This is a genomic window from Vibrio sp. 2132-1 (assembly GCF_033344315.1).
The window spans coordinates 1-532 of record NZ_JAWPON010000794.1; the positions used below are offsets into that span (position 1 = coordinate 1).

Below are 532 nucleotides of genomic sequence, written 5' to 3' on the forward strand. Positions count from 1 at the left end.
GTTGAGCAAGCGTTAAGCGTTGCCGCGAGCGCTTATGATTCTCTGACCGTTGTGCTGTCACACAACTACTATCAGATGTATCAAATCGACAAGCCAGCCATGCCACGCCAAGAGTGGTCGGCGGCGCTGCCGTTTTTACTCAAAGAGCTTATTTCTGAGCGTGCCATCGACATCATCGCTGATGCGGTAGAGCTACCAAACTCAAGTAAAGTGCAAGCTTATGTTTTATCAAGAAAGATGCTTGATAAAATTGTGCTACTGGCTAGTCGTGCTCAATTGCCGTTAGAAGCGATCATTCCGGAAGATGATGTTTGGGGTGATACCGCTGGTGAGCTTGGTAACTTTTTGTTGCTGCAACGTAGCGCGCGTGGGCATTTCCGCATCAGTGCTTTTGTTGAGCACACCATTGCATTCCATCGTTCGATTCGTAGCGTGACACCTCCTCTTACTGGCGTACCGTCAAGCGAGCTACAGATGGACAGTTTGTCTCTGGAGCTGCAACGTTCGATAGATTACCTCTCTGCTCAGCTTC

At 49.1% G+C, this 532-nt stretch carries 1 pseudogene; it reads left to right on the plus strand.

The annotated features are described in order from the left end of the window. Positions 1-532 (plus strand): annotated as a pseudogene (locus R8N47_RS28040) (MSHA biogenesis protein MshI); the annotation flags it as partial.